The sequence below is a fragment of the Streptomyces pseudovenezuelae genome, from assembly GCF_001513955.1.
Lineage (GTDB): Bacteria > Actinomycetota > Actinomycetes > Streptomycetales > Streptomycetaceae > Streptomyces > Streptomyces pseudovenezuelae.
In genome coordinates, this window is the sequence record NZ_KQ948144.1 from 63,937 (window position 1) to 68,088 (window position 4,152).

A 4,152-nucleotide genomic window follows, 5' to 3' on the forward strand; every position below is an offset into this window, starting at 1 on the left:
TGAGGTAGAACGGGACGTTCTTGTAGGCCTGTTCGGTGGCCGTGCCGCCGTCGGCGTTCCAGATGTCGACGACCTGGCCGTTCTTGACCAGCGGCCCGAAGCGTTCGCCGAGGCCGTAGACCGAGGTGCCCACGCCGAGGCCGAGCTGCTCGCGCAGGTAGTGGGCGCCCGACGCGTCCCGCATGATGCCCATGCCCTTGGGACCGCTGCCGGTCAGCAGCCGGCCGTCCGCGAGGAAGTCGACCCGCCAGGTGTCGGTGCGGGCCACCCGGACCGACAGCGCGCCGGAGGTGAGGGTGGCGTGCTCCTCGTCGTACTCCGTGTGCGCCGTGAAGTCCTCCGTACGGATCTCGAAGGCCGGTCGCTGCGGCTGCTCGCCCTCGAAGTGCGTGAAGGTGACGCCGATGACGTCGGGTATCGGGGCGTGGGCGCTGATCGTCACGACCGGTCCCTTCAACAGGTCGCCGCGGCGGCGGATGGGCTGGGTCGGCGCGAGGATGTCCAGTCGGCCGTCCGACGCGCTGACCTCGTGGACCTGGGCCGGATGGGCCGCGGTCACGCCCTCGCGCAACAGCCAGTAGCCGTCGGTGAACTTCATCTGTGGGGGGTCCTTACTTCACGGCACCCACGGCGATACCGCGGGTGAGGGTTCGCTGGAAGACGAGGAAGAACACGATCGCGGGGAGCACGCCGAGCAGGGCGGCCGCGTTGGTCATCGTGGCGTCCATCAGGCGCTGGCCCTGAAGGACACCGAGGGCCACCGACACCGTCTGGTTGTCGTTGGAGATCAGCATGACCAGGGGGAGCAGGAACTCGTTCCAGGTCCAGATGAAGAAGAAGACCAGCAGCACACCGAGCGTGGGACGGCTGACGGGGACGACGATCCGCCACAGGACCTGCCACTTGTTCGCGCCGTCGATCCGCGCCGCCTCCAGGATCTCGCGGGGGAACTGGCCGAGCACCGCGGAGAGCAGATAGGTGCCGAAGGCCGCCTGGATCACCGTGAAGACGATGATCACGCTCAACCTGGTGTCGTACAGGCCGACTTGCTTGCTCAGGTAGTAGACCGGGTAGACCAGCGCCTCCTGCGGCAGCATGTTCGCGAGGACGAAGAAGGCGAGGACCCAGGTGCGGCCCCTGATGCGGCCGATGCCGATCGCGTAGGCGTTCAGGACGGAGAGGATCACGGCCAGGACCGCCACCGAGCCGCTGATCAGGACCGAGTTGAACAGTTTCCGCCCGAAGTCGACGCGTTCCCAGAAGTCCTTGATGCCGGTCGTGTACAGGCCGTCGGGGAGGCTGAGGGGGCCGTTCTGGGCGTATTCCGTCGGGGACTTGAAGGCGTTGACCGTCACGATCAGAAACGGCACGACCATGAACAGGGCCGCGAGGCACAGGGCGATCAGCACCGGGTAGCGGCGCAGGGCGGTGGTCACGGGTCCGTCCTCTCCTGGAGCCTCAGACCGATCAGGGAGAGCGCGAGGATGATCACCGTCAGCACGGTGGAGATCGCGGCGCCGTAGCCGACCTGGGTCTTCTCGAAGAACGTGGTGAAGGAGAAGTAGGAGGGCACGTCGGTGGCGCCGCCGGGTCCGCCCTTGGTCAGGACGTACACCGCGCCGAACACCTTGAGCGCGGCGATCGAGCACCAGGTCAGCACGACGTAGATCTCCGGGCGGATCTGCGGCAGCGTGATGTGCCGGAAGCGGCGCCACCAGCCGGCCCCGTCCAGCTCGGCGGCCTCGTACAGCTGCGGGTCGACGCGTTGCAGACCGGCCATGAAGACGACCAGTGGGAAGCCCAGTTGGACCCAGACCATGACGCCCATGACGCTGTACAGCGCGAGGTCCGGATCGCCCAGCCAGTCCTGCTGCCAGCTGCCGAGGCCGATCGCCTTGAGGAGGGCGTTGAGGGAGCCGTTGTCCGGGGCGAGGATCCAGCTCCAGACGATGCCGGCGACCGCGATCGGCAGGACCTGGGGGAGGTAGAAGCAGGCGCGGAGCACGGCTGCCGTTCTGGATCCGAAGTGCTTGCCGACGTAGTCGAACAGGGCGGCGGCGAGGACCAGTCCGAGGGCCGTGGGGATCGCCGCCATCGCCACGACCATGAACAGGCTGTGCCGGAAGGACGCCCAGAACTCCGCATCGTCCATCAGCTCGCGGTAGTTGGCGAGTCCCGACCACTCGGGGGAGCCCACGCCCTGCCAGTCCGTGAAGCTCACATAGGTGTTCATCACGAACGGCAGGACGATGATCGCGAGGAAGGCGAGGCCGCCGGGGAGGAGGAAGAGGGCGTAGGAGTCGCGGGGGCCGCGCGGGGGCTTTCGGGCGGTGCCCTTCCCGACCGCCCGCGCGCTCCGTTCGACGGTCACCGTCATTGCTTCGGCGCGCCCTTGTCGTAGGCCTCCTGGAGATCGCTGAGGTAGCCGTCGGGCTTCTCGCTGCCCGTGATCAGCTTCTGGGTCCCGGAGACGAGGACGTCGTAGAAACCGGGCACCGGCCAGTCGGGGTAGAAGGCCAGGCCGTCGTTCTTCGAGAGGGTGTTGAAGTCGTCGATCAGGGTCTTCGACTGCGGGTCGGTGATGGCGGAGGCGTCGGCCGCGACCGGGACACCGCCGGAGTTGCCGAGCAGGTTCTGGATCTTCTTCGACATGGTGATGTCGATGAAGTCGTAGGCGAGGTCCTTGTTCTTCGAACCCTGCGGAACGACCCAGAGGTTGCCGCCGGAACCCAGGGTGAGCTTCGAGTCGGGCCACAGGAAGGTGCCCCAGTCGAACTTGTTGTCCGTCTTGAAGCGGCCGTACCACCAGCTGCCGGAGAACAGGATCGGCGCCTTGCCGGAGGTGAAGGAGACGCCGGCGGCCTCCTCGTTCTGGCCGCTGGAGGACTTGCTGAAGTAGCCCTTCTTCACCCAGTCGGGGAAGGTCTCGGCGCCGTAGGTCCAGGCGGCGTCGTGGAAGTCGGTCCTGCCCTTGTACTGCTGGTAGGCGTTGACCCAGGAGCGGTCGGCCTTCGACAGCGCCAGTTGGTAGAGGTACTGCTGGGCGGGGTAGGCGGCGCCGCCGTTGGCGAGCGGGGTGACCCCCTTGGCCACGAACGTGTCCATGGCGGCGGTCAGTTCGGCGAGCGTCTTCGGCTCGGCGATGCCGTACCTCTTGAAGAGGTCCTTGTTGTAGTAGACCAGCGTGTACTCGGCGTAGTTCGGGACGCCGAACCACTTGCCGGAGCCCATCACGCCGTCGGAGCCGTAGAGGCTCGTCGTGCGCACGCTCGGGCTGAGCTTCTTGTCCCAGCCGCGCTTGGTGGCCTCCTGCGTGAGGTCGGTCAGCAGCCCCTGCTTGGACAGCAGGCCCGCGGTCGCGTTGCCCTTGTTGTACTCCATGAGGTCGGGCGCGTCCGAGGAGTTGAGGACCATCGGGGCGGTCTTCTGGATCTGGTCGAAGCTCTTCTCCTCGAACTTCACCTTCACGCCGGGGTGGGTGGCCTCGAACTCCCTGATCGCCTCCTTCCAGGCGATGCCCATCGCGCTGGTCGGACCCTCGTAGTGCCACAACCGCAGCGTCTTCCCGTCGGAGGACCCGCTGTCGGAGTTCCCGCAGGAGGTCATCAGCAGCGATCCGGTCAGGACCACCGCCGTCGCCACCACTCGCCTTCGTGCCGTCAACATCCCGTACCTCCGGGGAGTCGGATGGTTGCTCCGGGCCGGGCGCCGCGCAGGGGTCGTCGATATCGACACGATTCGACGACCCCTGTCGAAGCGCTTCGACGAAGGAACGTATGTGTCGGCTTCGAAGGTCGTCAATGGGTTGTGCAGGATCAGGTGAAGCGATTCGACGAGGGGGGTGCGGGGCGTCCCGGTGGGGGCGGTGTCGGTGCTGGCGCTGTGCTGGTGCGGCTGGGGCTTTGTGGGAGGGGTGAGGGAGGGGTGTGGTGTGGGCCTGGAGGCGGGGTTGCGTCGTCGGTGCTCTCGTCCGGGGTGAGGGCGGTCATGGGTGCTGTCGCGGCTGCCGGCTGGGATGTTGTGGGCCGCTGCGTGCGCCGCCGGCGCGGTGACCCTGGGCGTCGCGGTGGTCCGCCGCCGGGGACATGCCGTCCAGCGCCCGGTTGCCGGTCGCGTGGGCGAGGCGGGTCGTGCCGGGGGCGCCTGGTCCGC

At 67.6% G+C, this 4,152-nt stretch carries 3 protein-coding genes and 1 pseudogene; all 4 read right to left on the minus strand.

Translation table 11 applies throughout. The annotated features are described in order from the left end of the window. A pseudogene (locus AQI94_RS00230) lies at window positions 1-598 on the minus strand (alpha-xylosidase); the annotation flags it as partial. Window positions 599-611: 13 nt separating this feature from the next. Further along, the gene (locus AQI94_RS00235; RefSeq protein ID WP_031042669.1) at window positions 612-1,436 is read right to left on the minus strand and encodes a carbohydrate ABC transporter permease; all 825 of its coding nucleotides are present in this window, start codon (window positions 1,434-1,436) and stop codon (window positions 612-614) included. Then, window positions 1,433-2,377 carry a carbohydrate ABC transporter permease gene (locus tag AQI94_RS00240; RefSeq protein ID WP_031042667.1) on the minus strand — a complete coding sequence of 315 codons (945 nt, stop codon included), beginning with the start codon at window positions 2,375-2,377 and terminating at the stop codon, window positions 1,433-1,435. Before AQI94_RS00240 ends, AQI94_RS00235 begins: the two co-directional genes overlap by 4 nt. Then, window positions 2,374-3,666, minus strand: coding sequence for an ABC transporter substrate-binding protein (locus tag AQI94_RS00245; RefSeq protein WP_031042661.1), 1,293 nt, complete (start codon window positions 3,664-3,666; stop codon window positions 2,374-2,376). Before AQI94_RS00245 ends, AQI94_RS00240 begins: the two co-directional genes overlap by 4 nt. Window positions 3,667-4,152: the final 486 nt, after the last annotated feature.